At 74.3% G+C, this 22,670-nt stretch carries 21 protein-coding genes and 2 pseudogenes; 8 read left to right on the forward strand and 15 right to left on the reverse strand.

Going from position 1 to position 22,670, the window contains the following annotated elements; translation table 11 throughout:
• Positions 1-127 precede the first annotated feature (127 nt).
• Positions 128-2,002, forward strand: coding sequence for an ATP-binding cassette domain-containing protein (locus tag ACWF9Z_RS02090; protein WP_453596471.1), 1,875 nt, complete (start codon positions 128-130; stop codon positions 2,000-2,002).
• Entirely contained in the window at positions 1,999-3,807 is a 1,809-nt protein-coding gene (locus ACWF9Z_RS02095) for an ATP-binding cassette domain-containing protein (RefSeq protein ID WP_453596473.1), read from the forward strand. The genes ACWF9Z_RS02090 and ACWF9Z_RS02095 overlap by 4 nt, the downstream gene beginning before the upstream one ends.
• 21 nt (positions 3,808-3,828) lie before the next feature.
• Here ACWF9Z_RS02095 and ACWF9Z_RS02100 read toward each other — a convergent pair whose 3' ends face one another.
• Positions 3,829-4,437, reverse strand: coding sequence for a response regulator transcription factor (locus ACWF9Z_RS02100; RefSeq protein WP_453596475.1), 609 nt, complete (start codon positions 4,435-4,437; stop codon positions 3,829-3,831).
• 326 nt (positions 4,438-4,763) lie between these two features.
• Here ACWF9Z_RS02100 and ACWF9Z_RS02105 point away from each other — a divergent pair, with 326 nt between their 5' ends.
• On the forward strand, positions 4,764-5,831 hold the full coding sequence (locus ACWF9Z_RS02105; protein ID WP_453596477.1) for a mechanosensitive ion channel family protein: 1,068 nt from the start codon (positions 4,764-4,766) through the stop codon (positions 5,829-5,831).
• On the opposite strand, the gene ACWF9Z_RS02110 is transcribed toward ACWF9Z_RS02105, so the two are convergent.
• On the reverse strand, positions 5,828-5,950 hold the full coding sequence (locus ACWF9Z_RS02110; RefSeq protein WP_453596479.1) for a hypothetical protein: 123 nt from the start codon (positions 5,948-5,950) through the stop codon (positions 5,828-5,830). The genes ACWF9Z_RS02105 and ACWF9Z_RS02110 overlap by 4 nt on opposite strands.
• Positions 5,947-7,365, reverse strand: coding sequence for an MFS transporter (locus tag ACWF9Z_RS02115; protein WP_453596481.1), 1,419 nt, complete (start codon positions 7,363-7,365; stop codon positions 5,947-5,949). Before ACWF9Z_RS02115 ends, ACWF9Z_RS02110 begins: the two co-directional genes overlap by 4 nt.
• A gap of 261 nt (positions 7,366-7,626) precedes the next feature.
• Here ACWF9Z_RS02115 and ACWF9Z_RS02120 point away from each other — a divergent pair, with 261 nt between their 5' ends.
• Both ACWF9Z_RS02120 and ACWF9Z_RS02125 read left to right on the forward strand, forming a co-directional pair.
• The gene (locus ACWF9Z_RS02120; RefSeq protein WP_453596483.1) at positions 7,627-8,145 is read left to right on the forward strand and encodes a DUF1203 domain-containing protein; all 519 of its coding nucleotides are present in this window, start codon (positions 7,627-7,629) and stop codon (positions 8,143-8,145) included.
• A gap of 352 nt (positions 8,146-8,497) precedes the next feature.
• A complete protein-coding gene (locus ACWF9Z_RS02125; protein ID WP_453596485.1) occupies positions 8,498-9,229 on the forward strand; it encodes a hypothetical protein in 732 nt (243 codons plus the stop codon).
• Between the two features lie 69 nt (positions 9,230-9,298).
• On the opposite strand, the gene ACWF9Z_RS02130 is transcribed toward ACWF9Z_RS02125, so the two are convergent.
• On the reverse strand, positions 9,299-10,762 hold the full coding sequence (locus tag ACWF9Z_RS02130; protein WP_453596487.1) for an MFS transporter: 1,464 nt from the start codon (positions 10,760-10,762) through the stop codon (positions 9,299-9,301).
• 197 nt (positions 10,763-10,959) lie between these two features.
• Here ACWF9Z_RS02130 and ACWF9Z_RS02135 point away from each other — a divergent pair, with 197 nt between their 5' ends.
• Complete coding sequence (locus ACWF9Z_RS02135; protein ID WP_453596489.1) at positions 10,960-11,577, forward strand: TetR/AcrR family transcriptional regulator; 618 nt, start codon at positions 10,960-10,962, stop codon at positions 11,575-11,577.
• Positions 11,578-11,653: 76 nt separating this feature from the next.
• Here the strand turns inward: ACWF9Z_RS02135 and ACWF9Z_RS02140 are convergent, their stop codons facing one another.
• Positions 11,654-12,331: a GNAT family N-acetyltransferase gene (locus ACWF9Z_RS02140; RefSeq protein ID WP_453596491.1), complete on the reverse strand. Its 678-nt coding sequence runs from the start codon at positions 12,329-12,331 to the stop codon at positions 11,654-11,656.
• A gap of 136 nt (positions 12,332-12,467) precedes the next feature.
• Positions 12,468-12,578: pseudogene (locus ACWF9Z_RS02145) on the reverse strand (transposase); the annotation flags it as partial.
• A 104-nt stretch (positions 12,579-12,682) separates the two neighbouring features.
• Between ACWF9Z_RS02145 and ACWF9Z_RS02150 the strand changes: the two are divergent.
• Positions 12,683-13,312 (forward strand): annotated as a pseudogene (locus ACWF9Z_RS02150) (RNA-guided endonuclease InsQ/TnpB family protein); the annotation flags it as partial.
• Positions 13,309-13,911 carry a TIGR03086 family metal-binding protein gene (locus tag ACWF9Z_RS02155; protein ID WP_453596493.1) on the forward strand — a complete coding sequence of 201 codons (603 nt, stop codon included), beginning with the start codon at positions 13,309-13,311 and terminating at the stop codon, positions 13,909-13,911. The pseudogene ACWF9Z_RS02150 and the gene ACWF9Z_RS02155, both read left to right, overlap by 4 nt.
• An 85-nt stretch (positions 13,912-13,996) precedes the next feature.
• Here the strand turns inward: ACWF9Z_RS02155 and hypE are convergent, their stop codons facing one another.
• From hypE to ACWF9Z_RS02200, 9 genes are all read right to left on the reverse strand, one after another.
• The gene (gene hypE, locus ACWF9Z_RS02160) at positions 13,997-15,058 is read right to left on the reverse strand and encodes a hydrogenase expression/formation protein HypE (protein ID WP_453596495.1); all 1,062 of its coding nucleotides are present in this window, start codon (positions 15,056-15,058) and stop codon (positions 13,997-13,999) included.
• Positions 15,051-16,217 carry a hydrogenase formation protein HypD gene (gene hypD, locus ACWF9Z_RS02165; protein ID WP_453596497.1) on the reverse strand — a complete coding sequence of 389 codons (1,167 nt, stop codon included), beginning with the start codon at positions 16,215-16,217 and terminating at the stop codon, positions 15,051-15,053. Before hypD ends, hypE begins: the two co-directional genes overlap by 8 nt.
• Positions 16,214-16,573, reverse strand: coding sequence for a HypC/HybG/HupF family hydrogenase formation chaperone (locus tag ACWF9Z_RS02170; protein WP_453596499.1), 360 nt, complete (start codon positions 16,571-16,573; stop codon positions 16,214-16,216). The genes hypD and ACWF9Z_RS02170 overlap by 4 nt, the downstream gene beginning before the upstream one ends.
• Positions 16,542-18,971: a carbamoyltransferase HypF gene (gene hypF / locus ACWF9Z_RS02175; RefSeq protein ID WP_453596501.1), complete on the reverse strand. Its 2,430-nt coding sequence runs from the start codon at positions 18,969-18,971 to the stop codon at positions 16,542-16,544. Before hypF ends, ACWF9Z_RS02170 begins: the two co-directional genes overlap by 32 nt.
• Complete coding sequence (gene hypB, locus ACWF9Z_RS02180; RefSeq protein ID WP_453596503.1) at positions 18,971-19,867, reverse strand: hydrogenase nickel incorporation protein HypB; 897 nt, start codon at positions 19,865-19,867, stop codon at positions 18,971-18,973. The genes hypF and hypB overlap by 1 nt, the downstream gene beginning before the upstream one ends.
• Entirely contained in the window at positions 19,846-20,277 is a 432-nt protein-coding gene (locus ACWF9Z_RS02185; protein WP_453596505.1) for a hydrogenase maturation nickel metallochaperone HypA/HybF, read from the reverse strand. The genes hypB and ACWF9Z_RS02185 overlap by 22 nt, the downstream gene beginning before the upstream one ends.
• A 127-nt stretch (positions 20,278-20,404) precedes the next feature.
• Entirely contained in the window at positions 20,405-20,509 is a 105-nt protein-coding gene (locus ACWF9Z_RS02190; RefSeq protein WP_453596507.1) for a DUF6893 family small protein, read from the reverse strand.
• Positions 20,506-21,132 (reverse strand): hydrogenase maturation protease, encoded by a 627-nt coding sequence (locus tag ACWF9Z_RS02195; RefSeq protein WP_453596509.1) that lies wholly within the window; start codon positions 21,130-21,132, stop codon positions 20,506-20,508. The genes ACWF9Z_RS02190 and ACWF9Z_RS02195 overlap by 4 nt, the downstream gene beginning before the upstream one ends.
• A complete protein-coding gene (locus tag ACWF9Z_RS02200; protein WP_453596511.1) occupies positions 21,129-22,544 on the reverse strand; it encodes a hypothetical protein in 1,416 nt (471 codons plus the stop codon). Before ACWF9Z_RS02200 ends, ACWF9Z_RS02195 begins: the two co-directional genes overlap by 4 nt.
• Positions 22,545-22,670 lie beyond the last annotated feature (126 nt).

Consider the following 22,670-nt stretch of genomic DNA (forward strand, 5'->3'; position numbering starts at 1 on the left):
GCGGTGTGCTTGGGGGTGTCGGGTGAGCTGTCGGTCACCACCACTGTCGAACTGCGCTCCGAGACGCGCGCTCCCGCGGCGGGGCGGGTGCCCCCCCCCCGCACCACACCACTGGAGGCGTCCGCCGATGAGAGCCCCCGAGGCGGAGACCGGCACCGCGCCGGAGGCGGCCGTCGCAGGCGCCGCCGACCGGGCGCTCGTGGCAGCGGCCCGGCACAGTGGGGGCCGCACCGCCGCCGTCCTCGTCTGCACGGTGGGCGCCGCCGCGGCGGCGCTCGCCGAACCCGCGGTCCTCGGCCACACCCTCGACCTGCTGCTCCGCCGGCATCCGTCCGGCCCCGCCTGGACGCTGCTGTGCGCCGCGGTCATCGCGGCCGAAGTGGCACTGGATGCCGCCGCCGCGCGGCTGGCCGGAGAAGTGGACGGACGCTCCACCGCCTGGCTGCGCAGGCTCGGGCTGGCCCGGCTGCTGCGGACGGCCCCGCACCACGCGGCCCGCCACGCACCGGGGGAGACCGCCGCGCGGCTGACCGCGCACGCGGTCGAGGCCGGGAAGGTGCCGGCCGCCGTCGCCCACGCCGTCGCCGCTCTGCTGCCGCCGCTCGGCGCGGTGGCCGCCCTCTTCCTCATCGACCTGTGGACGGCGCTCGCCTTCCTCATGGGCGTTCCCCTCCTGGTGCTCCTGCTGCGGGCCTTCGCCCGCGACACCCTCACCAGCGTCGCCCGCTACCAGGAGGTCCAGCTCGCGACCGCCGGCCGCCTCGTGGAGGCGCTCGCCGGCGCCCGCACGATCGCCGCCGCCGGCACCGCGGACCGCGAACGCGCCCGGATCCTCGCGCACTTGCCCGAGCTCGGCGCCGAGGGCCGGCGCATGTGGCAGGTCTACGGCGGCACGACGGCCCGCTCGGCGGCCCTCATGCCGCTCCTCCTCTACGCGGTCCTCGCCGTCGGCGGCATCCGCCTGTCCGCCGGAGCCATCGGGGTCGGCGAACTCCTCGCCGCGTCGCGGTACGCGGGCCTCGCGGCCGGGATCGGCGCCGTGACCGGAGGGCTCGCGGCCGTGGTCCGCGGCCGGGCCGCCGCCCGGAGGACCGCCGTCCTGCTGGCCCTGCCCGCACTGGACCACGGCCCGGCGGAGCTCCCGGAAGGCGGCCCCGGCACCCTGGAACTGCGCGGTGTCCGGGTCGTACGCGGCGGATCGACGGTCCTGCACGACATCAGCCTGGTGATCCCCGGAGGAACCACCGTGGCGGTGGTGGGCCGCTCGGGCGCCGGCAAGACGCTGTTCGCCGCCGTGGCCGGCCGGCTCACCGACCCCGACGCGGGCCAGGTGCTGCTGGACGGAGTGCCCCTGCGGGAGGTCACCGCCGAAGCCCTGCGGCGCGAGGTCGGATACGCCTTTGACCGGCCTGCGCTGCCCGGGGACACGGTCGGCGGGGCGATCGGCTTCGGCGCGGGTCCGGACCCCGGCGGCGAGGCGATCCGCGCGGCGGCCCGCGCCGCGGGCGCGGAGGTGTTCGTACGCCACCTGCCCCACGGGTACGGCACGCGCCTCGCCGACGCTCCGATGTCCGGCGGCGAGGTGCAACGCCTCGGGCTGGCCCGGGCGTTCTGCCGGGCGGGCCGGCTCCTCGTACTGGACGACGCCACCTCCAGCCTCGACACCGTCACGGCCCGCGAGGTCGAGCGGGCGCTCGCCCAGGAGGTCCGGCCCGGCACCCGGATCGTGATCGCGCACCGGCTCTCGTCCGCCGTCCGCGCCGACCGCGTCGTCTGGCTGGAGGACGGACGGGTACGGGCCACCGGTACCCACGCCGTGCTGTGGCGGCACGAACCCGGCTACCGGGCGGTGTTCGCCGCCGACGGGGGGAAGGGACCCGACGCACGGGGCGCGCCGGACGCGGTGACGGAAGCGGCGGTAGACGCGGCCGAGGGCTCGGAGGGGGCCGCGGAGGCGGACGGGCGACGGGTGCGCCCGGGGCAGAGGGAGGCGGCACGATGACCGAGGGCGAGACCTGGCGGCGGGTGGCCCCCGAGGGCCGGCGTTTCCTGCGGGGCCGCACGGGCACGCTCGGACGGCTGGCGGCGTGGTCGCTCCTGGAGTCCGCGCACACGTTCCTCGGCGGCTACGGCGTGGCCCGCGCACTCGACGACGGCTTCCTCGCGGGGAGCAGCGCCACCGGTCTCGCCTGGCTGGCCGCCGCCGGGGCCGGTGCGCTGCTCGGCGGGTTCGCGCTGCGCGGCGTGTTCGCCGAACTCGCGGACCTGGTGGAGCCGTTGCGGGACGGGCTGGTCCGGCGGGCGGTACGACAGGCACTGGACCGGGCGGTCGGCGACCCGGCACGCGCACCCGACACGGGCGCCGTGTCCCGGGTGACCCAGCAGACGGAAATGGCCCGGGACTCCTTCGCGGGGCTGGTCCTGACGGCGCGTTCGTTCGTGTTCACCGCCGTGGGAGCCCTCGCGGGCATGGCGGCCCTGGCCCCCGTACTGCTGCTGGTCGTACTGCCCCCGCTGCTGCTGGGCACGGCCGCCTTCCTGGCCACGCTCCGCCCCATGGCGTCCGTGCAGCGCCGCTCCCTGGACACCGACGAAGAGCTGTCGGACCGGCTCGGAGCGGTGGCGGAGGGGCTGCGCGACATCGTCGCCTGCGGAGGACAGGGCGCGGTCGAAGCCGGGGTGGATCCCCTGATCGCCTCCCAGGAACGGCTGGCGCGCCGCCTCGCGCACTGGACGGCCCTGCGCACCCTGGCCCTGGGGACGGCGGGCCGGCTGCCGGTGATCGCCCTGTTCGCCGCGACGCCCTGGCTCCTCGCGCGCGGGATCACCGCCGGCACGCTGGCCGGCGCCCTCACCTATCTGGTGCAGGCCCTGCTGCCCGCCCTGAACACCTTGATGGCGGCCGTGGGTTCGGCCGGAACCCGCCTTCTGGTGGTGCTCGAGCGCTTCTGCGGGCCGTTGCCGCGGGCCGAGGACGGCGCCGTCCCGGCGAAGCCGCGGGCACCCGTCCGCACTGGCCCGCCGGCCGCCGTCGGCGCCGCGACCGCGACCGCGGCGCCGGCTGCGGCCGCCGCGGCCGAACTCCGGGGCGTCACCTTCGCCTACGGCCCCGGCGCGGTCCCCGTCCTCGCCGCCCTCGACCTGGTGGTGCGGCCGGGGGAGCACCTCGCCATCGTCGGGCCGAGCGGCATCGGCAAGTCCACGCTCACCGCGCTGCTCGCCGGGATGCTGTCACCCGGCGCCGGGACGGTCCTCGTCGCGGGCGAGGCCGCCCGCCGGGAACCGGGAGCCAGGGGCCCGGACCTACGACGGACCCTGCTGCCGCAGCAGGCGTACGTGTTCACCGGGACGGTGCGCGAGAACCTCACCCACCTGGCCGCGTCCCCGGGCGTCCCCCCGCCCGGGGACGCCCAGGTGCGGGGCGCCGTCAGCCGCCTGGGGCTGGAAGCACTCGTGGAGCGGCTGGGCGGCCTCGACGGCGCGGTGTCCCCCCGGCTGCTGTCCCGGGGGGAGGGCCAGCACCTCGCGCTCGCCGCCGCCTACCTCTCACCGGCTCCGCTGCTCCTGCTCGACGAGGCCACCTGCCACCTGGACCCGCGTACCGAGGAGCGTGCCGAACGGGTCCTCGCGGAGCGGCCCGGCACCCTCGTCGTCGTGGCCCACCGCATCTCCTCCGCGGCCCGTGCCGACCGCGTCCTCGTCCTCGACGGGACCCGCGCCGTGTGCGGCACCCACGCACAACTCCCGGACCGGTCCCCCCTGTACCGCGATCTGGTGGGGATGTGGAGCCTGACCGCGGACGAATGACGCGGCGGGGGTGGCCGCCGCTCAGACCCAGCCCGCCCGCCGGGATATCCGGATCGCGTCGATGAGATTGCGCGCCTCCGTCTTGCGGGTCGCCGCGGCCATGTAGTTGCGTACCGTCCCCTTCGCCAGGTGCAGCGTGCAGGCGATCTCGGCGATGGAATCGCCCTCGGCGGCCCGCGCCAGCACGCTGAGCTCCCGGTTGCTCAGCGGCGCCGGGTCCGCCTCCATGAAGGCGGAGGCCAGCGAGGCGTCGATGAACTTCTCCCCCGCGGCGAGCTGGCGGACCGCCCGCACCAGCCGTCCGGGCGAGCCGCCCTTGTCGACGTAGCCGCGGGCCTCGGCCCGGAAGGCCCGTTGCAGCGCACCGGGCGCGCTCACCGAGGCGAGGACCAGAACCGGGGACGGGGACGCGAGGACCCGGTGGTCCGCGTCCCCGCCGCAGCCCAGCGCGGCCGCGGTCCCCGGACAGTCGAGGTCGACGACGGTCACGTCTGGTCGTAACGACTCGGCCTGGCGCACCGCGGTCCGCCAGCCCGCCGACGTGACGTCGAAGGGGCCTTCCGATCTCAGGAGGGCGGCGAGTGCGGACCGGACCAGACTGACGCTGTGAAGGACGAGAACCTTCGTCATCGTGAGCTCTCCTCGGTAGACGGACCAACGACACCACGCGGGTGCCCCGGTACGGGGATGATGGAACGTCACTGCGGGGGCGCGAAGGGGCGTACGGGCAACCTTGGCCGAGATGCCCACAGAACTGCGCTTCCGATAGGCGGGTAACCCCCTTGAAGAGCGGCCCCGGCACGCCCCGGCGGCACGCCGCGCCGCGGTCCGCCCGGAGCCCGCCCGGGCCCCGGCCCGGCGCGGAGTCCTCGCGGGCGGGGCGCGCGCCGCTGTGTCAGCTCCCTCCCACTGGGCAGGCGCGTGAAGCCCGTGCCGCCTACATCCTTTGGGGAGCCATGAACAGCGCCCTTCTCGTGCCGACCGTCCTGGGAAGTGCGGTCCTGCTGACCGTCGCGGCCGGCTGGGCCGTCGACCTGCTGTTGCGCCGAGCCGAGGCACGACACCCGGAGACTTCCCTGTGGAAGCTGATGCGCCGCTGCCGTCGGGCCCTGCAGATCGTGCTGCTGGCCGCGCTGCTCCGGGGCTCCTTCCGGCAGACCCGGTGGCCGCCGTTGGAGGAGCACGAGGCGGCGGTCGGCCGGATCCTTTCGCTCGCCCTGATCGGCGCGGGGGCCTGGCTGGCCGTGGCGGTGGCCTCCGCGGTCGTCGAGTCGGGCTACGCCCGCTACGCCACCGGTACCCGCGACCCCGCCCGGGTGCGCCGGGTCCGGACCCAGGTGACCCTGATCATGCGGGTCGTGACGGTCGTGGTGGCCGTCGTCGCGGTCGCCGCGATGCTGCTGACCTTCCCGAGCTTCCGCGCGCTCGGCACGTCCCTGCTGGCCTCCGCCGGGATCATCGGCATCGTGGCCGGCGTCGCCGCCCAGTCCACCCTCGGCAACGTCTTCGCCGGCTTCCAGATCGCCTTCGGCGACATGGTGCGCATCGGGGACACGGTCGTGGTCGCGGGGGAGTGGGGAGTGGTCGAGGACGTCACCCTCACCTTCCTCACCGTGCGCACCTGGGACGAGCGCCGGATCACCATGCCCGTCTCGTACTTCACCACCCGCCCGTTCGAGAACTGGTCCCGCGGCGGCATCCAGATGACCGGCAGCGTCTTCGTCCACTGCGACCACAGCGCGCCCGTGGACCTCCTGCGGGACAAGGTCCAGGAGATCCTGCACAACTGCCGGGAATGGGACGGCCGCGGCTGGGACCTCGCCGTCACGGAGGCGACCGCCTCCACCATCGTGGTGCGGGCCATCGTCACGGCCAAGGACGCCGACGACCTGTGGACGGTCCGCTGCGCCGTACGGGAGCAGCTGATCGGCTGGCTGGCGGAGAAGCACCCGGACGCCCTGCCGCGCATCCTGTTGGACGCGGCCCCCGGCGCGCGGGACGAGGGGGCGAAAGGGACGGCTTAGTGGTGCCGGTTGAGCGAGCGCACGAGCACGATCAGCGCGAACGCCATGACGAGCAGGTGCACCCAGGCGGGGCCGGGCGCCGACGACAGGGACAGCGAGGTGAACGCATGAGAGGTCATGTGGCGCTCCTGCCCGCGCCGGCCGGATCGACGCGCCGTCCGTGCCCGCCGCGTACCCCGGGACGGTGGCGCACGGCCATGACGACCACCGCCGTGGCGAGGATGACCAGCCCGCCCAGCCGCAGGATCACGTCGTAGGCTTCCTCGGGCGACCGCTGCGGCGTCATCGCGGAGATCCCCGCCGCCGTCCCGGCCAGCGCGATCGCACCCAGCGTGACCAGGAACGTCAGCAGTACGCCCGAGGCCTCGCCCGCCCTGGCCGGCGCGACGATCTGCTGGGTCGCCACGCTGGAGAAGGTCCAGCCCAGCCCCAGGCCCAGGCCGCACCACGCGAACACCGGCACGTACAGCCACCAGGCCGTGACCTGGGTCAGCGCGTACATCCCGGTGCCCGCGCAGGCCCCGGCCAGCGCCATCACCGCGGTCGGCCGCATGTGCTGGTCCAGCCGCGCGCCGAGCGGCCCGCTGAGCGCCACCAGGAGGGCCGGGGCCAGGAAGACCGTGCCGGCCAGGAGCGGCGACAGCCCGCGTACGCCCTGGAGGTAGAGCGTGGAGAGGAACACGGTGACGCCGTAGCCCATGTTCGAGAGCGAACCCATGCCGGTCACCAGGACGTACGGGACGTTGCGGAACAGCCGCAGGTCGATCAGCGGGTGGCGGGCCAGCCGCTCCCGGAGCAGGAAGAGGCCGCCGGCCACCACGGCCATCGCGAAGAGGACCAGGATCCGCGCGCTGTTCCAGCCCCAGGCGTCGCCCCGCTCCACGGCCATGGTGAGGGAGGCCAGCGAGCAGACGAGCAGGGCGCAGCCGAGGAGGTCGAGCTCGCGCGACGCCGAGGTGTCGCGCGAGTCCGGGACGTACACGAGAGCGGTGAGCAGCGAGAGCAGGCTCAACGGCGCCATCAGCCAGAAGATCCAGCGCCAGCCGGGCCCCTCGGTGAAACCGCCGCCCACGAAGGGCCCGAGCGCGGTCCCGATGTTGGCGACGCCGAACACGGCGCCCAGGGCCTTCGCGCGGGTCCGCTCGGGAAAGGTGTTGGTGATCACGGCCACGGCCACCGGGAAGACGAACGCGGCGCCCACCCCCTGGACGATCCGCGCCGCCACCAGCGGACCCAGGCCCGGAGCCAGCGCGCACCCGACGGAACCGGCCGTGAACAGGGCGGTCCCGGCCAGCAGGGTGCCCCGCCGTCCGAAGACGTCCCCCACCCGGCCGCCGATGATGAAGAAGCACCCGATCGCGAGCATGTACGAGGACAGGGTCCACTGCGCGGCCGAGACCGTGACGCCGAGCTCCTCCGCGATACCGGGAAGGGCGAGGTTGAGGGCGAAGAAGTCGAGCTGGACGCAGAACAGGGCGAGGGCGACGGCGACGAAGGCCCCCGTCCGCGCCGCCGCCGAAGACCGAGCGCGCATGAGCGCGTTCCTCTCAGCTGAGGCCGTGAAGCCGTGAAGCCGTGAGGCCGTGAGGCCGTGAGGCCGTGAGGCCGTGGAGCCGCGAAGCCGTCGAGCCGCGAAGCCGTCGGGCGCATGCCCTCGTCCCATTGTGGAGCGGGCTCCCACGGTCCGCATCACCCGCGCCCCGCCAGGGAACCGGCCGACGAGCCGCCCTCGCCGACGACCTACACGTCCGATTTCCGCCAGCCGTGGCCTGGAGCCGCCGTCGACACTGGCCCCATGACCGCATACACGCCCCTCCCCATCCCTTCCTCCGCGCTCCGAGAACTCCGGAAACTCGATGACGCCGGGCGGCCGATGCAGCCGTCCACCGCACGGGCGGACGGTGTACCGCTCGACTGCGTGGGCAGCCCGCTGCGCTGCTGCCTGCGCTCCGTCGTTCCCGGCGACCGGGTCGCCCTCGTCACCTACGCACCGCTGCGCCGCTGGGCGGCGGCGACCGGGGCCGAGCCGGGAGCCTACGACGAGGCGGGCCCGGTGTTCATCCACGCCGACGACTGCGGGGGACCGCGGGGAACCGGGGGCTACCCGTTCGACCGGCCCGGCGCCCTGCGCACCGTCCGGCGCTACGACGCGCGGGGACACATCGTCGGGGGCCGGCTCTTCGAGATCCCCGAAGAGGCCGAGGCCGGGTTCGACAAGGTCTTCACGGAGGCGTTCGCGCAGCCGGAGGTGGCGCTGGTCCACGTCCGGGCGCTGGAGTACGGCTGCTTCCAGTTCGAGGTGCGCCGGCCCTAGCCTGCCCCGTCGCGTGCTCTCGTCACGTCGGGAACCGCCCGGAGCCGCACGTCGACCCGCCGGGAACGGCCCACGGCCGGAGGGAACTTCGGCGGCGGCGCCACACGGCTCGTCCGCGCACGCGGACCGCGCACACCCGTACGGGGCCCCGCCGATCCGGCGGGGCCCCGTACGGCGTTGTCCGGGTGGGCCGGACGGAGGCGCCGCGCAGGGCATCCGGCCGCCGCTCCCCATGTGCTGCCTCGGCCCCGCTCGTTGCGGGGAGGCTATCGTGACCTGGGGCCGGATCAGCAGCTTCCCCGGCGGCGATTCGTTGCGGACCCGGCGGTACCCGAGCGATGAGGAGGACTCGATGAGCACGGCCGACGCGGGACGGCAGTGGCCGGACGAGGTCAGTGTCGACAACGCGAGGACGACGCTGCTGCATCTCCTCGCGCGGGCGGGGATCCCTCCCGGCGACGCGCGGGAACTGATCGGGCTCCTGGAGGCGGGTGCGCTGGCCCTCGCGCACGAGGAACTGAGCGCGGGCGGCCGGAGCGTGCCGGGGGACAAGGGCGAAGCGTACGCATCGGGCTGGCTCGACGGCACCGCGGACATCCTGGAGGAGCTCGGCGCCGTCGCCGAGCGGACCCTGCTGCGGGTCGTGAGCACGGACGGGCAGGAGGGCCCGGCGGGGGAGCGTCCGCGGGCCGGGCGCATGGAGGTCGAGCGGGCGAAAGTGGCGCTCACGCCGCTGTACCTGTCGTTCACCGTGGTCTCGGACCTGGACCCGGAGGTGACCGAGGAGGTGCTCACCGCCGTCCTCGGCACGATGAGCCCCCGTCAGCGGGCCGGGTACGCCGGGCGGCTGACGGCGTTCGCCACGGCCCACCGGGCTCGGCTGGAACGCCTGTTCGCGGAGTTCGGTCCCGACAGCGCCATCACGGTCCACGGCCGCTTCTCGCTCGTCCATTCCGTCACGAGCATCGCCGTACTGGAGCGGCTCGCCGCCGCGCCGCGGGCGCTGCGCGAGGAGTGGGACGCCGCGGAGCTGCCGCCGGCGTGGCTGGACGGGCTGACCACCGCCTGGAACGCCCCGGCCTGAACGGCCGGGGCGCCCCGAGCGCCCCACCCGATGCGCACGCCGGACCGGGTGGAGCGGTGAGCGGTGACGCTACGTGCTCACGGTGGTGTGCGCGTTCTCGGTCGCGGGCCCCGACGCGTCCCGCAGCGTGAGCGTCTGCGGCCGGGGAGCGGGAATGAGGGCGGCGACGGCCCCGGAGACCAGGGCGAAGGCGCCGCCCATCAGCAGGCCGGTCCGGAAGCCTGCTTCGGAGGTGAAGGTCACGCCGCCCACCGTGGTGGTCATCTGGGCCAGGACGACTCCGACCACGGCGGCCCCGACGGAGGTGCCCAGGGAGCGCATGAGCGCGTTGAAGCCGTTGGCGGCGCCCGTCTCCGCGAGGGGCACCGCGCTCATCACGAGGGCGGGCATGGCGCCGTAGGCGAGGGCGACACCACAGTTGATGACCATGGCGGCGACCATCAGGCCGGGAGCCGTCGAGGAGAGGAGGAGCGCGGCTCCGTACCCCGTGGCGAGGACGAGCGCTCCGCAGACGAGGGTGACCTTCGGGCCGCGCGCGGTGGAGAGCTTGCCGCCGAGGGGGGAGACGACCATCATCATCAGCCCGCCGGGGAGCATCCACAGCCCGGCCGCCAGCATGGACTGGCCCAGGCCGTACCCGGTGGCCGCGGGGAACTGCAGCAACTGCGGGACGACCAGCATGCTCGCGTACATGCCGAACCCGATGAAGACCGACGCGAGGTTGGTCAGCAGCACGCGCGGGCGGACCGTGGTGCGCAGGTCCACCAGGGGGTCGGTGGTGCGCCACTCGAACCACCCCCAGGCGGTCAGGACGACGACGGCGGCGGCGATCAGGCCGAGGGCGGTGGGCGAGCCCCAGCCCCAGTCGGAGCCCTTGGACACGAAGAGCAGCAGGCAGACCAGGCCCACCGCGAGGCCCAGCGCGCCGACCGCGTCGAAGCGCTGGCCCTTGGCGCCGGCGGGCATGTCCGGCACGAAGGCCACGATCATGACGGCGACGACGGCCGCGAGCGCGGCGGCCCCCCAGAACAGGAAGCGCCAGCTCGTGTACTGCGCGACGGCCGCGGAGAGCGGGAGGCCGATGCCGCCGCCTATGCCCATGGAGGCGCTCACCAGGGCGATGGAGGAGCTGAGCTTCTCGGCGGGGAGGACGTCACGGAGCAGTGCGATGCCCAGGGGGATCATGCCCATGCCGATGCCCTGCAGGCCGCGCCCGACGATCATCGGGACGACGCTGCTCGACAGGGCGCACACCACCGATCCGGCGATCAGCGGCACGCAGCAGGCCAGGAGCATGCGGCGCTTGCCGAGCATGTCGCCCAGGCGCCCGCTGATGGGGACGCACACGCCCGCGACCAGGAGCGTGGCGGTGACGACCCAGGCCGCGTTGGAGTGGGACGTGTGGAGGATGTTCGGCAGGTCGGCCAGCAGCGGAGTGACCAGGGTCTGCATCACGGCCGCGGTGACCCCCGCGAGTGCGAGTGTCGCGATCACCTTGCCGGTGTGGGGGGCGGCCGTGGAGGGCTGTGGCATGGAACGTCCTAGAGGGGTGGGGCGCGGGCCCGGCCGGCCGGACGGCACGGAGCACACGGGGCAGGGGGAGGGGGCTGACCGGCGGCGAGGGGGTACGCGATCGATGCACACCACAATCGGTAGTCAACTATCAGTTCGCCGCTGCCCGCGTGTCAACCGGATCCGGTTGTCGACTATCAGTTGCTATGGTCGGCAGCGTGCCGAACGACTCCCCCAAACCTCTGCGCGCCGACGCCGTACGCAATGTCGAGAAGATCGTCAGGGCGGCACGGGACGTATATGCCGAGGTGGGGCCCGATGCGCCGCTCGACGAGATCGCCCGGCGGGCCGGTGTGGGCATCGCGACGCTCTTCCGCCGGTTCCCGGACAAGGCCGCCCTCCTTCGAGCGGTTCTCGACCAGCAGTTCACCCAGGACGTCCTGCCCGCCATCGACCGGGCGCTCGCCGACGAGGATCCCCGGCACGGTCTGGCCGTCGTGATCGAGGCCGCCCTGACGTCGGCGGCCGACGAGCACCACGTGCTGACGGCGGCCCGGAACGCGGGCGTCTTCTCCGCGGAGACCGGCGCCCGCTTCTTCGACGCCCTCGACCCGCTGGTGGCGCGCGGCCAGCGGGCCGGGGTGATCCGCGGGGACCTGGTGCCCGACGATCTCAAGAGGATCATGAGCATGCTCGTGAGCGTGCTGTGGACCATGGATCCGGCCGAGGACGGCTGGCGGCGCTACATGACCCTGGTCCTGGACGGTCTGAACCCCACGGCGGCCAGCCCCCTGCCCCATCCCGCCCCGCCGCTCCTGCGCAGGCCGCAGCCCTGACGGACCCAGCGTGCGGAGGGCCGGCCCGGTCCTCCCGGGGGACGGCGCCGCCACCCGCCGCCGTCGCCCCTCCGGCTCAGGCCGTGCGCGGGCCGCCGGTCGCGGACGCGTCCGCGGGACGGGGCTCGCGCCACATGGGCCAGACGGTCGGGCCGCCCCGCGGAAGCCGGATCTCGCCGGTGACCCGGAAGCCCAGCCCTTCGTAGAAGGGGACGTTGGCGGCCCTGCTGGACTCCAGGTAGGCGGGCTGCCCGAGCCGGTCGCAGTCGGCCAGCTGCTGGAGCAGCAGCGCCGTACCGACTCCCGTCCCTTGAAGCCCCGGGTCCGTCCCCACGGCCGGCAGGTACCAGTGCGGCGTTCCCGGATGGGCCTCGGTCATGGCGTTCTCGACCTCCCCGGCCCGCGGCAGCCCACGGAGGCCGAAGACGCGCGCGTAGTGGGGGAGCGCCGCCAGCTCCTGTACCGCGGAGGCCCTCCAGCGCCCGGGCCGGGACCACAGCGCGGCCGCCAGCAGCCGCCCTTCGGCGGTCGCGGCGACCCGGACACCGCCCGCGCGGGGCCGTTGCTGCCGCTGGGCCAGCTTGAAGTAGCGGGCGATCCGGCGTTCCCGGTCGGCGGCGCCGGGGATCATCCAGGCCATGACCGGGTCGTCGGCGAAGGCACGGGCCAGGAGCGCGGCGATCGCCCCGGACTCCGCGGGCCGGGCGACCCGGATCCCGTACCCGGCGAACGGCGGCGCTGGACGTGTGCTCATGAGGCCACGGTAGGCAGCCAGAGCGGTCCGCACCCGCCGGGCGGGGCGGACACGCCGTACGGGCCACCCGCCGGCGCACGCCCCTCGCGCGTGGGCCCGCCGCGTCGTGCGCGGGTGGATCCGGCCCCGCGGGCCGGGTACGGGGTGACCTGCCGCACGATCCGGCGAAGGAGGAGCCGGACCAGAAGTGTCCGCCCCACAGGTACCGGCGGACGTGGCTGTCGTACTCCTGGCGCAGCCTGCGGGTTCCAGCACGGTGACATAAACCAATGCTAGGTTCTCGATTATGAGCCAAGACGCCGTGGTCAAACGGCAGTTCGGGCACCGGGCCCGGCTTGCGCTGTCGCCTGCCGCGGCGAGAAGACCTCCCGGCGCCTGCACCGTACCTATGGCCAGATCGCTCAGCTCCGTGCGAAAGCCAAGCGCCGGGCCGTCGACTGGCAGCACAAGACCACCACCGCCATCGCCGAGAAGTACGGCACGGTGGTGGCCGAAGCACTCACCATCACGAACATGATCAAGTCCGCCAAGGGCACCCTCGACCAGCCGGGGACGAACGTCGCCCAGAAGACCGGCCTCAACCGCGCCATCCACCGGCAGGCATGGGGCCGGACGGCCGAGATGCTGACGTACAAGACCGCCCAGCGCGGCGGCGCCCCGTACAAGGTCCCCGCTGCGGGCACCTCCCAGCGCTGCTCAATGTGCGGTGTCACCACGCCGGGCAGCCGCCAGTCGCAGGCCGTGTTCGTGTGCGAGAACCCCGGCTGCGGCTGGTCCGGCAACGCCGACCACAACGCGGCCAGGAACGTCGTGCACGCCTACCGGATGGGCCTCGCGCTCATTCCGGCTGCCGGGAGGGCAGTCGTCAGGCGCGCACGCCGCGTCAAACCCGTCACCGCAAGGCAGGCAGGAATCTCCCGGCTTCAGCCGGGAGAGCACTTCACAGTGCAGACCCATCGTTTCCGGAGGAGCGCCAGATGACCGACACGACGATGTTCGACCTCGGACCCCAGGCCCGGATCGTGGCCCGTCTCGCGGAGGGCGTCCCGGACGCCCGGCTCGCGGACCCGACACCCTGTCCCGCGTACACGGTCGGCGACCTGCTGGGTCACCTCGCCGGCCTCGCCGTCGCCTTCCGCGACGCCGCCCGCAAGGAACTGGGCCCCACGACGGACACGGCCCCCGGTCCGGCCGCGCCCTCCCTGCCCGCCGCGTGGCGCGACGAACTGCCCCGGGTCCTCGGCGAACTGGCCGAGGCCTGGAAGGACCCGGCCGCCTGGACCGGGATGACCCGCGCGGGCGGCGTGGACCTGCCCGGCGAGATCGCGGCCGCGGTGGCCGCCGACGAACTGCTGGTGCACGGCTGGGACCTGGCGCGGGCCACCGGCCAGGAGTACGCGCCCGATCAGGCGGCGCTGCAGGCCTCGTACCGGTTCCTGCTGGCGGCCGCCGAGGACGAGAGCCGTGGCGGGGGGATCTTCGGACCCGTCGTACCCGTACCGGACGACGCCCCGCTGCTCGACCGGACCATCGGACTGAGCGGTCGCGACCCGGGCTGGACACCGCCGACGTCAGGGTGACGAGGCGGTGCGCAGCGGGGAGGAGCGGTCGGCGCGACCGAGCGGCCTCGGCTCCGGACGGCGCCCGCGCGGGCGACGGGGACCGTCAGCAGATGCGGGGAAGCTGCTCCCCGATCGGCAGGTCGACCACGCGGGTGCCGCCGAGGCCGGTCCGGGCCACCACCAGGCCCGGGTGGGCCTCGACCGCCTCGCCGATCACCGCCGCGTTCCGCCCGAGCGGGTGGGCGCGCATGGCGGCGAGTACGGCCTCGGCGTGCTCGCGGGGTACGAACGCGACGAGCTTGCCCTCGTTGGCCACGTAGAGCGGGTCGAGGCCGAGGATCGCACAGGCGTTGGCGACGGGTACCGGGACCGGGACGCGGCCCTCCTGGATGACGACGCCCGCCCCGGACGCCGCCGCGATCTCGTTGAGCGAGGCGGCCAGTCCGCCCCGGGTGGGGTCGCGCAGGACGTGCAGGTCCGGGGTGACCTCCAGCATGGCCCGGACGAGCCCGCCGAGCGGGGCGCAGTCGCTCTGGACGTCCACCCCGAACTCCAGGCCTTCGCGGACGCTCATGATCGCCACTCCGTGGAGGCCGATCTCCCCGCTGACGATCACCACGTCGCCGGGTACGACCCGCTGCGGCCGCAGGTCGACGCCCTGCGGGATGATCCCGATGCCCGCCGTGTTGATGTAGATCCCGTCTCCGTGGCCGGCCTCGACGACCTTGGTGTCGCCCGTCGCCACCTCGACCCCGGCCGCCCGGGCGGCGGTGCCCAGGGCCTCGGCCACGCGGGCCACCACGGACAGTTCCACGCCTTCCTCGAGGATGAACCCGCAGGACAGGTAGGCGGCTTGCGCTCCGCTCATGGCCAGGTCGTTGACCGTGCCGTTGACGGCGAGGTCGCCGATGCTTCCGCCGGGGAAGAACAGGGGGCGCACCACGTAGGAGTCGGTGGAGAAGGCCAGCCGGACCCCGCCCAGCGTGAGCGCCGCCGAGTCGCCGAGCTGGGCCAGTACCGGGCCGCCGAAGGCCGGCGCGAAGAGGTGCTCGACCAGCTCGGCGGAGAGCGCGCCGCCCCCGCCGTGGCCCATCACCACCCGGGGGCGGTCGCGCAGCGGCGCGGGGCAGGTCCATCCGGTGATGTCGAGGGTCGTGTCAGACAACGGGGCTCGCCTCCAGCGGCGCTGCGACGGTGGCGGCCGGCTCCGCCGTACGGGCGGCACGGCCCGGCGTGATCTCCAGGCGCCGGTAGAGGTAGTAGGCGGCGCACGCGCCCTCGCTGGAGACCATCGTGGCGCCGAGCGGGTTGCGCGGGGTACAGGTGGTGCCGAAGGCCTCGCACTCGTGCGGTTTCAGCAGCCCTTGGAGCACTTCGCCGCTGCGGCACTCGGCCGGCTCGCACGTCTTGATGCCGGTCACCGAGAAGCGGTGCTCGGCGTCGAAGTCCCGGTAGCGGGACGACAGCCGCCAGCCGCTGTCAGGGATCACCCCGATGCCGCGCCAGGCCCGGTCGGTGACCTCGAAGACGTCCTCCAGCATGGCGAGCGCGGCCGGGTTCCCCTCCGGACGCACCGCGCGGGCGTAGGCGTTGTCCACGGTGTGCTCGCCGCGTTCCAGTTGCCGCACGGCCCTGCGCACGCCCTCCAGGATGTCCAGCGGCTCGAAGCCGGTGACCACGATCGGGACGCGGTGGCGCGCGGCGAGCTCCGGGTACTCTCCCGTGCCCATGACGCTGCACACGTGCCCGGCGGCCAGGAAGCCCTGGACGCGGCAGCTCGGCGATCGCATGATCGCCTCGATCGCCGGGGGAACGCGGACGTGGGACACCAGCAGGCTGAAGTTGCGGATGCCCAGCTTCTTGGCCTGATACACCGTCATGGCGTTCGGAGGGGCGGTGGTCTCGAAGCCGATGCCGAAGAACACCACCTCGCGCCGCGGGTTCTGCTGGGCGATCCTCAGGGCGTCGAGCGGGGAGTAGACGACCCGTACGTCACCGCCCTCGCTGCGCACGTGGAAGAGGTCGCGGCCGGTACCGGGCACGCGCAGCATGTCTCCGAAGGAGCAGAAGATGACATCGGGGCGGGAGGCGATCTCCAGGGCCTTGTCGATGACCTCCAGCGGGGTGACGCAGACCGGACAGCCCGGTCCGTGAATCAACTCCACCATGTCAGGAAGGAGTTGGTCGATCCCGTGCCGGATGATGGTGTGGGTCTGGCCGCCGCACACCTCCATCAGCGCCCAGGGCCGGGTGACCGTGGCGTGGATGTCGTCCAGGAGCCGGCGCGCGAGGCCGGGGTCTTGGAATTCGTCGATGTACTTCACGGCCGGGCCGCCTCCTTCGCTGCGTCCTGGGAGTCCTGGGAGCCGGCGGAGCCCTTGGAGTCCTCGGCGAAGGGCCACGGCGCCCCGCCGGCCTCCGCGGCCTGCTCCCACGGGTCCCCGAACTCCTCCTGGAGCATCCCCAGTTCCGCGAAGAGCTCCAGGGTCTGCTTGGCCGACGCCTCGTCCAGCCGCTGCAGTGCGAAGCCGACGTGGACGATCGCGTACTCGCCGACCTGGAGGTCCGGCAGGTACTCCAGGCACACCTCCTTGACCACCCCGCCGAAGTCGACGGTGGCCATGCGGGTGCCGTCCTTCTCTCCGATGTCAATCACTCTGCCGGGTACCGCCAGGCACATGGGCTTCTCCTTGCTGTGGGTGTCCCGTCGTGCGGGGAGGGTCGGCCGCGGCGGCGGCCGCCACCATGAGCTGGCCGAGCGCCAGACCGCCGTCGTTCGGGGGGACGAGGTGATGCCGGAGTACGGTGAAGCCGTGTCCGCGCAGGCGTCGGGCACAGGACGAGGACAGCAGGGTGTTCGCGAAGACCCCGCCGGTCAGGGCGACGGACTCCAGTCCGTGCCGCTCCCGCGCCTGGACGCACAGGTCGGCGACGAGTCCGGCGACGCCGGCGTGGAAGCGTGCCGCGACCGAGGAGGGCGGGGTGTCCGCGCGCAGATCGGCCACGACGGCGGCCAGGACGGGCGCCGGATCGGCGACGAACGGACCGCCGGCGCCGGGAGCGGGCGCGCGCAGGGCGAACCGGTAGCCCCCGCCCGCCTCCTCGCCGTCGCCCGCTCCCGATCCCGCTCCCGCACCGCGCGCCGCGGACTCCAGCTGCATCGCGGCCTGGGCCTCGTACCCCGCGTGGTGGCAGACGCCGGCCAGTGAGGACACGGCGTCGAAGAGCCGCCCCATGCTCGAGGTCGGCACGCAGTTCAGGTTCCGGTCCAACTGGCCGCGCAGTACGCGGAGTTCATCGGGCGGGCAGGCCTCCGTGCAGGGCAGGTCCGGATCCCAGTCGAGACCGGCGGCCCGCAGGTGCGCCAGGGCCATCCGGTACGGACGGCGCACCGCGGCCTCGCCGCCCGCCAGCGGTACGTACGCGAGGTGAGCGAAGCGGCTGTATCCGGCGTAGTCGGCGAGGAGGACCTCGCCTCCCCACACGGCCCCGTCGTCCCCGTAGCCGGTGCCGTCGAACGCGATGCCGATGACGCGACGCCGCCCGTCCAGCCCGTGCTCGGCCATCACGGACGCGATGTGCGCGTGATGGTGCTGCACGCGCACCAGCGGCCGGTCACCCGCGTGCCTCCCGGCCCACTGCGCGGACCGGTAACGGGGGTGCCGGTCGGCGGCGAGCAGCCGGGGCGAGACGCCGGTGACGGACTCCAACTGCCGCTCGGCGCGCTCGAACGCGTACTGGGTCGCCAGGTCGTCCATGTCGCCGATGTGGGCGGACAGCCAGGCCCGGCGTCCCTCGCCGAGACAGAAGGCGTTCTTCAGGTCCCCGCCGACCGAGAGGGTCGGGGGGACGTCCAGGGGCAGGGGGAGGGGCAGCGGGGCGTAGCCGCGGGAGCGGCGGACGGTCAGCGGCTCACCGTCACACACCCGGACCACCGAGTCGTCGCACGGGACGTGGATCGGGCGGTCGTGGGTCAGCCAGGCGTCGGCGAGGCCGGCCAGCCGCTCCAGCGCCTCGGCGTCGTCCGTGACGATGGGCTCGCCCGAGAGGTTTCCGCTGGTCATGACCAGGAGCCGGGGCCCGGGCGGATCGCCGGGAAGCCCGAGCAGCAGATGGTGCAGGGGGCTGTACGGGAGCATCACCCCGAGGTCCGGACTGCCCGGGGCCACCTCGGCGGCCGGGCCCGCGGCGCCCTCGCGCCGGCGCATCAGGACGATGGGCCGCTCCCTGCCCGTGAGCAGGCTCCGCTCCTCGGAACCGACGTGGACGAGTTCCCCGACGGCGGTGAGGTCACGCGCCATCAGGGCGAACGGCTTGTCCCCGCGGGCCTTGCGGCGGCGCAGTTCCCGGACGGCGCCGGCGTCGGAGGCGTCACAGGCGAGGTGGTAGCCGCCGATGCCCTTGACGGCGAGGATCGCCCCGGCGCCCAGCAGCCGCCGGGCGCCGGCCACCGGGTCGGCGCCGTCCGCCTCGCGCACCGCGGTGCCCGTGCCGGTCCCGATGAGCAGTCTCAGCCGGGGTCCGCAGGCCGGGCAGGCGACGGGCTGTGCGTGGAACCGCCGGTCGCCGGGGTCGGTGTACTCGCGGGCGCAGTCGGGGCACAGGGGGAAGCCGGCCATCGTGGTGTTCGGCCGGTCGTAGGGCAGTGCGGTGACGATGGTGAAGCGCGGCCCGCAGTGCGTGCACGTGATGAAGGGGTGTCGGTGGCGCCGGTCGGCCGGGTCCGCGAGCTCGGCGAGACAGTCGGCGCACGTGGCCACGTCCGGGGAGATCAGCGTGCGGGCGGGGCCCTCCGTCCGGGAGGCGACGATGGTGAACCCGGCCCCGCCCACGGCCGGGACCTCGTCGTGGTCCACGGTGTCGACGACGGCGAGCGGGGGCGCGTCGGCGGCGAGCCGGTCGCAGAACTCCGCGACGGCCGACGCCGCGCCCTCCACCTCGGCGACGACGCCCTCCGCGGTGTTGGTGACGTGGCCGGCCAGTCCGAGGCCGGTCGCACGGGTGTACACGTAGGGCCGGAACCCGACGCCCTGCACCACGCCGCGGACCGTGACCCGGCGGCGCTGGAGCGCCTCCATCAGAAGGTCTGCCCCACGGCGGGACGCGCGTGCCGCTCAGGACCGGGGTCCGGGTGCGGGTGCGCCTGCGTGTGCCCGCCCGCGTGTCCGCCGCCCGCGTGACCGTGCTCATGTCCGTGGTCCTGCGCGAGCCCGTGCCCGTGCGTGTGCCCGTGCGTGTGCCCGTGCGTGTGCCCGTGCCCGTGCGTGTGCGCGCCCCCGCCGGAGGCCTGCCGTGCCATCACCGGCGTGTGCGCCGCCGCGCCGTCCGCGATCGCGGTCGCCCGGTCGAGCAGGATTCCCACACCCTCCCCGGAGCGCGCGGAGGTCAGGACCACCTCGACCCCCGGGTTGACCTGCTGGACGTGCGCCCGGAACGCGTCCTCGTCGAACTCGACGGCCCCGGCGATGTCGGTCTTGGTGACCAGGACGAGCTGAGCGAGGCCGAAGGCGGTCGGGTACTTCAGGGGCTTGTCCTCGCCCTCGGTCACCGAGGCCAGGACGACCCGCAGGGACTCGCCGAGATCGTAGGAGGCGGGGCAGACGAGGTTGCCCACGTTCTCCACGAAGAGGAGCCGGGTGGGGTCGGGGAGCCAGCCGTCCAGGTGCCGGCCGAGCATCCCGGCCTCCAGATGACAGAGCCCGTCGGTGAGCACCTGCTTGACGGGTGCGCCGGAGCGCGCCAGCCGCACCGCGTCGTTCTCGGTGGCCAGGTCGGCGGTGAGCGCGGCTACCGCGAGCCCGCGCTCCCGGGCGAGAACCAGCTCGCGCTCCAGCAGGGCCGTCTTGCCGCTGCCGGGGCTGGAGAGCAGGTTGACGGTCACCGTGCCGCGGGCGGTGAGCTCGGCGCGCAGGGTCTGCGCGGCGGCGTCGTTCTTGGCGAGTACCGCCTGCTTCAGGTCGACCACTCGGCACATGGCTCGGTGCTCCTCGGAGTTCGGTTCGCGGATTCGTGCGGGGCCGGGACGGCGCCGGAACCGTCCTCCCAGTTCACACTGAGGATCTGCAGCTCACGGCCCGCGAGCAGTTCGACGTGCGCCGCGCTCCCGCATCCGGGGCAGCACAGCCGGGGCGGCATGCCGACCGGCCATTCCTGCGCGCAGGAACCGCAGCGGGCGCGCGCGGCCACCGGCTCCGTGACGAGTTCGGCACCTTCGAGGACCGTTCCCGCACAGGCCAGTTCGAAGCAGAAGACCAAGGCGTCGGCCACCACTCCGGCCAACTCCCCGACCTGGAGGCGCACTACGGTCACGCCGCTCGCGCCGGCGGCCCCGGCTGCTTCCTCCACCTGGCCCACGACGGCCATGGCGATCGACATCTCGTGCATCGGACTCCGTCCTGCCGGGGCTCATTACACCGGCAGGACGGGGACGGTGCGGCCGGGCACGCCGACCGACGGTCCACCGTGTACGCCGTTCGGTCCCTCCGGGGAGCCGAACCGGTGGCCGCGCGCGTCACATGCGGCGCATGCGCAGATAGCGTCTGACGTCGGGGAGGATCTGCGTGAGCACGGCGGCGAGGGCGGCCGCGGCCGCCCCACAGATGACGGCCTTCTTCACGGGGTCCTCCTCAGCTCGGCGACCGGAGCCGCCACGGTGTCGTGGCCTTCTTGGTGTGGGTCAGGGTGGTGCGGGTTGTCGTGGTCGTGTTCCGCGGAGCCGCGAAGTCCGGCGCCGTGGTCCCCGGTGACGCGGTCCCCGGCGCCGTCCGGCAGGAGCCCGAGGATCATCCGTACGGCCTGGGGGACCGCGGCGGCCACCGGCTCGCTCAGCCCGATGCCCTCCGCGACGGATTCGGGCTCGCATCCCACGACGAGGATCCGCCGGGGAGGGGTGGAGCCGGTGCCCTCGCACAGGCTGCCCAGCAGGGCCAGGACCGCGTCGGGGGCCATGTGGTGGCCGTCCAGCAGGGCGGCGCCCGGCTGGACGGACCCGTGTGCCCCGGGCTCGATGAGGTAGAGCGTTCCGGGGGCGCCGCCGCGGGCGGTGGCGTCCACCAGGACGAGGGTGTCGTAGCCGTCGAGGAGCTGGTAGGCGAGGTGCACCCCCCGGACGCCGAAGTCCACGGCCTCGACCTGGCCGGGCAGTTCGTACGAGGAGAGCTGCCGCAGCGTCTCCACCCCGAAGCCGTCGTCGCCGAGGAACACGTTGCCGATGCCCGCGACCAGGATGCGGCCGCTCACGCGTCCTCCAGGGGCGAGAGCTCGTCGGGCTGGAAGTAGAGGAACCGGCCCTGCTCCCGGCGGATGTCGGCGCCGGGGTCGCCCTCCACGGTGACCGCGAGGTGCACCCCGCCGTCCACGTCGTGCAGGACGGCCTCGACCAGCGCGGCGCGGCCCCGGAGGAACAGGTCCTGGGCGTCGGTGCGCCGCAGGCCCGGACGCAGCAGCACCCGGCTGCCCACACCGACCGGCACGCCGTCGACGAGCACCCGGTCCCGTGCGGGACCGGCGATGTCCGTGTGCTCCGGGTCCCACCACGGGGTCTCGGGTCTGAACACGGCCTGCTCGTCGAAGAGTTCCACGGGAACCTCCGGACCGTCCGGGCCGGTGATCTCACGCAGGGCGCGGACGGCGCCGTGCAGGCGCTCCAGCACCTCGGGGGGCATCGACTCGGCCAGGTCGATCACGGCGGCGGCCCTCGCGTCCGTCCCGCGCGCCTCGCGCTTCTCCTGGTCGGTCAGGGCGGCGGTGCGCAGGGCGAGGATCTCGTCGATCTCGGTGGAGTCGTACATCGCGCCGATGCTCTCCGGAGCGATCGCGGGATGGTCCTCCAGGATGATCGGCGAGGACAGCACGACGTCCGCGCGGCCCGGCTCCCCGGCGAGCACGGGCCAGGTGTGCTGGTTCACGCAGGAGGCGACGGCGCCCTTGGCCCACTCCGGCGGATCGGTCATCGACAGGAAGGAACCGCCGCTCAGGCCCAGCAGGAGATGAGCGGCGACGAGGGAGTGCGGCAGCGCCGCCTCACGGTCCTCGCCGTCGGCGGCGGGGGTCCACGGGCTGGTGTTCTCCACCACCGCCGTGAGCTTCAGCACCCGGTAGGGGCCCCCGAGTTCGGCGGCGCGCAGCCGCACGCGCCCCTCGATCCGCTCGGTGCGCCGCACCAGGCGGCCGGCGCACCGCCCGTCGGCGTGGGTGACGGGCTCGGTGTCCTCCCGGGCGGCCCGCGAGAACGGGATCTCGGCCCCGTCCCCGGCCAGTTCGGCCAGGGTGACGCTCATCTCGACGCGCTCCTCGGCCCCCTCGTCCCAGGGCACCAGCACCCGGTCGTCCAGGTGCAGTTCGGTGACGTCCGCGAAACCGCCGTCGGGCAGGGCCTGTTGGACGGAGCGCCGCCGCGCGTGCAGGAACCGCAGCTCCACGGTGAGTGGCGCGTCGCCCTTGGGCTCCATCAGGAGCTCGGTCTGCTGGAAGGAAGTCTCCCCGTGCGCCGGGCCCCACGCGGGCGGCACGAGCACGCCGAACTGCCAGCGCAGCCGGTTCTTGGCCGCCGAGGCCCGGTAGGGGTACAGCACGTACCCCTCGAAGAGGACCGCGTCGGCCACGTGCCGGGCGGTCGCGAAGCGGGACTCCAGTGCGGTGGCCGTCGTCACGGCGCCGTCCTCTCGGTGACACGCGGCAGGGCGGCGCCCAGCCGGAGGGATCGCGGGGGGGGGGGGGGGGGGGCCCGCCCCCGGCGCGCCGGGGGGGGCCCGCGTGCGCGCCCCCACCGCGCGGGG

Source organism: Streptomyces sp. NPDC054961, from assembly GCF_053609145.1.

What these genes read in the sequence shown, in the direction of transcription:
- ACWF9Z_RS02170 (WP_453596499.1), bottom strand. Translation starts at nt 16,573, where the DNA reads ATGTGCCTGGCGGTACCCGGCAGAGTGATTGACATCGGAGAGAAGGAC.
- ACWF9Z_RS02090 (WP_453596471.1), top strand. Translation starts at nt 128, where the DNA reads ATGAGAGCCCCCGAGGCGGAGACCGGCACCGCGCCGGAGGCGGCCGTC.
- ACWF9Z_RS02110 (WP_453596479.1), bottom strand. Translation starts at nt 5,950, where the DNA reads ATGACCTCTCATGCGTTCACCTCGCTGTCCCTGTCGTCGGCGCCCGGC.
- ACWF9Z_RS02120 (WP_453596483.1), top strand. Translation starts at nt 7,627, where the DNA reads ATGACCGCATACACGCCCCTCCCCATCCCTTCCTCCGCGCTCCGAGAA.
- ACWF9Z_RS02095 (WP_453596473.1), top strand. Translation starts at nt 1,999, where the DNA reads ATGACCGAGGGCGAGACCTGGCGGCGGGTGGCCCCCGAGGGCCGGCGT.
- hypF (WP_453596501.1), bottom strand. Translation starts at nt 18,971, where the DNA reads ATGGAGGCGCTCCAGCGCCGCCGGGTCACGGTCCGCGGCGTGGTGCAG.
- ACWF9Z_RS02115 (WP_453596481.1), bottom strand. Translation starts at nt 7,365, where the DNA reads ATGCGCGCTCGGTCTTCGGCGGCGGCGCGGACGGGGGCCTTCGTCGCC.
- ACWF9Z_RS02130 (WP_453596487.1), bottom strand. Translation starts at nt 10,762, where the DNA reads ATGCCACAGCCCTCCACGGCCGCCCCCCACACCGGCAAGGTGATCGCG.
- ACWF9Z_RS02140 (WP_453596491.1), bottom strand. Translation starts at nt 12,331, where the DNA reads ATGAGCACACGTCCAGCGCCGCCGTTCGCCGGGTACGGGATCCGGGTC.
- ACWF9Z_RS02100 (WP_453596475.1), bottom strand. Translation starts at nt 4,437, where the DNA reads ATGACGAAGGTTCTCGTCCTTCACAGCGTCAGTCTGGTCCGGTCCGCA.
- ACWF9Z_RS02155 (WP_453596493.1), top strand. Translation starts at nt 13,309, where the DNA reads ATGACCGACACGACGATGTTCGACCTCGGACCCCAGGCCCGGATCGTG.
- ACWF9Z_RS02105 (WP_453596477.1), top strand. Translation starts at nt 4,764, where the DNA reads ATGAACAGCGCCCTTCTCGTGCCGACCGTCCTGGGAAGTGCGGTCCTG.
- ACWF9Z_RS02185 (WP_453596505.1), bottom strand. Translation starts at nt 20,277, where the DNA reads ATGCACGAGATGTCGATCGCCATGGCCGTCGTGGGCCAGGTGGAGGAA.
- ACWF9Z_RS02125 (WP_453596485.1), top strand. Translation starts at nt 8,498, where the DNA reads ATGAGCACGGCCGACGCGGGACGGCAGTGGCCGGACGAGGTCAGTGTC.
- hypB (WP_453596503.1), bottom strand. Translation starts at nt 19,867, where the DNA reads ATGTGCCGAGTGGTCGACCTGAAGCAGGCGGTACTCGCCAAGAACGAC.